The following is a 3,003-nucleotide window of genomic DNA, read 5'->3' as shown; positions in this document are numbered from 1 at the left end:
CCGAGCGCTTCGATCTGCGCCTTCGTGACGTTCGCACCGTCCTCGGTGCGAAGCAGGTTCTCCAGGAGCACCTTGAGACTGAAGGGGAGCTTGTCGAAACCGGGCACCGTGTCGATGCGGAAGATCTCGTAGTCGGTGCTGCCGACCGTCAGGGTGCTCTTGGCACCGAAGCTGTTCACCGTCGACACGAGTGCGTCTCCTTCTGATCGGATGGGAGCGGCAGGCGACTCCATCTTGCTCGCCACGGAGGTGCGGCGGCTAGCAAGGCGGACCTAACCAGTCTGCGCCCTTCGGCCTCTCGGCAGAAGCCGATAATTTATCTTGACGTCAAGATAAATCTATCACGACTCGTTCGAGTTCGCGGCGTGCGGTTCGCGGGGATACAGCGCCCGCACCACCAGCCAGGTGACGGCGATCATCGGGGCGAACAGCGGCAACCCCATCACGATCTTCAGCGTGCCGAGGGCGGTGACGTTCTCTGCGAAGTACAACGGCAGCTGCACAGCGAGACGTGCGAAGAACAGCATCGCCCACGCGATGCCGAGCCAGAAGAAGGCGCGGCGCTTACGGCGATCGCTGCGCCATCCGGTGCCCTCCCCCATGAGGAACCCTGCCGCGAGGCCGATCAGCGACCAGCCGATGAGTGCGGAGATGAGCAGCGCAGAGCCGTAGAGGGCATTCGTGAGGAAGCCGGGGATGAAGTTGTCCTGACCTCGTCCGGTCCACAACGCGAGTCCCGCTGCGGCAGCTGCTGCGAGAAGGCCACCGAGCGCTGCGGACGGCGGCGACTTCTGCAGCAGGCGGACGACGGTGAAGACGGCAGCCAGCCCGACCGAGACACCGAGCGCCAGGATGAGAGGGTCTGGTCTGACGGTGAACAGAACGACGAACGCCAGGCTCGGGAGCACGGATTCGAGGATGCCGCGCCATCCGCCCATCGCCGACCAGACCACTTTGTGAGTGGCAGATTCGTCGGCGGGGTCGAGACCGGCCCGCCGTGCGGCCCCGCCGAGCGCCGCTCCGACGATCTCCGATGCGCTCTGGTCGCGCTCGGCGTCCGGGCCCTGCGCACTCACGCGGATCCCGGCGTCGCCGGCATCTTCAGCGGGATGAGGTCGCGCGGCGGCATGGGAGATCCGCCGCGGACCACCACGATGGAGCGGAACAGGTCTTCGATCTTCTCTGCAGCGTCCGGGTCGGAGGCAGCAGCGCCGCCGATCACTCCACGCAGGAACCAGCGAGGTCCGTCGATGCCGATGAAGCGGGCAAGTCGAAGGCCTGAGCCCTCGTTCGCCGGTGCGGGGACCTCGGCGAGCAGCTCCTTGCCGAGAGGACCGTCGCGCTCTTCGACGCGACCGCCCTGGGATCGCACCTGGTCCCGCAGCTGCACGCGCGTCTCGTCCCACAGGCCCCCGGAGCGGGGAGCGGCGAACGGCTGCACCTGGAGCGAGGAGTCGGCGTAGTCGAGGCCGACCGCGACGATCCGCTTGGACTGCTCCTCGACCTCGAGTCGCAGGTTCAGGCCTTCGCGCGGCAGGATCTTGATGCCGCCGAGGTCGATGTACGGGCGAACCGGGTTCGCCTCGGAATCGTCGAACGGACCGTCGGTCGCCCGGTTCTCCGGTGCCGACTTCGACGTGCTGGAGGTGTTGTCAGTCATTGGTCTTCCCTGCCTGATAGCCGGTGGATCCGAATCCGCCCTCGCCCCGCGTGCTCTCGGGCAGCTCGTCCACCCGGATGAACTCGGCGCGCGTCACCGGCATGACGATGAGTTGGGCGATGCGATCGCCGACGGCGACATCGTACGCGTGTCGGGTGTCGGTGTTGATCAGGCTCACCTTGATCTCGCCCCGGTAGCCGGCATCCACCGTTCCTGGTGAGTTCACGATGGATATCCCGTGCTTGGCGGCGAGGCCGCTTCGTGGCACGACGAACGCGGCGAATCCCTCGGGCAGCGCGATGCGCACGCCCGTGGCGACGAGCGCCCGCTCCCCCGGCTCGAGGTGCACCGCCTCCGCGGCGACGAGATCCGCACCCGCGTCACCGGGGTGGGCGTATCCGGGCACCACAGACGCGATAATGGGGACATCAACGGAATCGGTCACCCCATGAGGCTAATGCAGAACACCCCCGCAGACGCACGTGCGCTCTACCGGGAGCGGTTGTCGCCGAGTCTGCGCCTTCTCGCCACGGTCGCCCTCGCCGGTCCGATGGTGTCGCTGATCTTCGTGCCCGTCGGCTCGACGGTGGCGTTGCTCGCGGGCGCGGCCGTCTCGGCCGTGCTCGTCGGGGCGATCATCGCGGCGGCGCCGGTGCTCACCGTCGAAGGAACGACGCTGCGCGCCGGTCGCGCGCACATCGACGTCCGCCACCTGGGAGAGCCGGTCGCCCTGACCGCTGACGAGGCGCGGCAGGCACGGGGCCCCGGCCTTCCGGCGCGCGGCTGGCACCTCATCCGCGGCGGCATGGACGGGATCGTCGTCGTGCCGAACACCGATCCGGATGACCCGGTCGACACCTGGACGATCTCCACCCGCACCCCCGATCGTCTCGCTGCTGCCATCCGCGCCGCCCGGCCCTGACACCCTGCCGCGCGAGAGGTCGAGCATGGACCTGCGCCGGGAATGACAACGCGCCCCGGACCCAGAGGTCGGGGCGCGTGAGGTCGTGCGATGCGCTCAGGCGGCGCATTCCCTGCAGATGGGACCGGAAGCGTCTTCGTGGTCCAGCTGAGAGCGGTGCTTCACGAGGAAGCAGCTCATGCAGGTGAACTCGTCCTGCTGCGGCGGCAGCACGACGACGTCGAGCTCGAGGTCGGAGAGGTCGGCGCCAGGGAGGTCGAAGCTCGACGGGTTGTCGGCGTCCTCGTCCCCGGTCGAGCCGGAGAGCTTGTCCGGCACACGCTCCTTGAGGGCTTCGATCGACTCGGAGTCGTCTTCACTCTTGCGGGGAGCGTCGTAATCGGTGGCCATGCTGTAGATCTCCACTTTCATGGTGCGAGTG

General features: G+C 67.9%; 6 protein-coding genes. 1 reads left to right on the top strand and 5 read right to left on the bottom strand.

Going from position 1 to position 3,003, the window contains the following annotated elements:
• The 4 genes from RIN18_RS17505 to dut all read right to left on the bottom strand — a co-directional run.
• A partial coding sequence (locus tag RIN18_RS17505; RefSeq protein ID WP_309105255.1) for a hypothetical protein occupies positions 1-188 on the bottom strand: 188 nt, incomplete at its 3' end.
• A gap of 153 nt (positions 189-341) precedes the next feature.
• Positions 342-1,076: a DUF3159 domain-containing protein gene (locus RIN18_RS17500; RefSeq protein ID WP_309105254.1), complete on the bottom strand. Its 735-nt coding sequence runs from the start codon at positions 1,074-1,076 to the stop codon at positions 342-344.
• Positions 1,073-1,660 (bottom strand): DUF3710 domain-containing protein, encoded by a 588-nt coding sequence (locus RIN18_RS17495; protein WP_309105253.1) that lies wholly within the window; start codon positions 1,658-1,660, stop codon positions 1,073-1,075. The genes RIN18_RS17500 and RIN18_RS17495 overlap by 4 nt, the downstream gene beginning before the upstream one ends.
• Positions 1,653-2,105 (bottom strand): dUTP diphosphatase, encoded by a 453-nt coding sequence (dut, locus tag RIN18_RS17490; protein WP_309105252.1) that lies wholly within the window; start codon positions 2,103-2,105, stop codon positions 1,653-1,655. Before dut ends, RIN18_RS17495 begins: the two co-directional genes overlap by 8 nt.
• Before the next feature lie 3 nt (positions 2,106-2,108).
• Between dut and RIN18_RS17485 the strand changes: the two genes are divergently transcribed.
• Positions 2,109-2,582, top strand: coding sequence for a DUF3093 family protein (locus RIN18_RS17485; protein ID WP_309105251.1), 474 nt, complete (start codon positions 2,109-2,111; stop codon positions 2,580-2,582).
• A 96-nt stretch (positions 2,583-2,678) separates the two neighbouring features.
• On the opposite strand, the gene RIN18_RS17480 is transcribed toward RIN18_RS17485, so the two are convergent.
• Positions 2,679-2,972 carry a DUF4193 domain-containing protein gene (locus RIN18_RS17480; protein WP_309105256.1) on the bottom strand — a complete coding sequence of 98 codons (294 nt, stop codon included), beginning with the start codon at positions 2,970-2,972 and terminating at the stop codon, positions 2,679-2,681.
• Between the last annotated feature and the right edge of the window lie 31 nt (positions 2,973-3,003).

It is taken from the genome of Microbacterium sp. (assembly GCF_031179285.1).
Lineage (GTDB): Bacteria > Actinomycetota > Actinomycetes > Actinomycetales > Microbacteriaceae > Microbacterium.
Note: the sequence above shows the minus strand (reverse complement) of the source record. Positions and strands in the feature narration are given on the sequence as shown.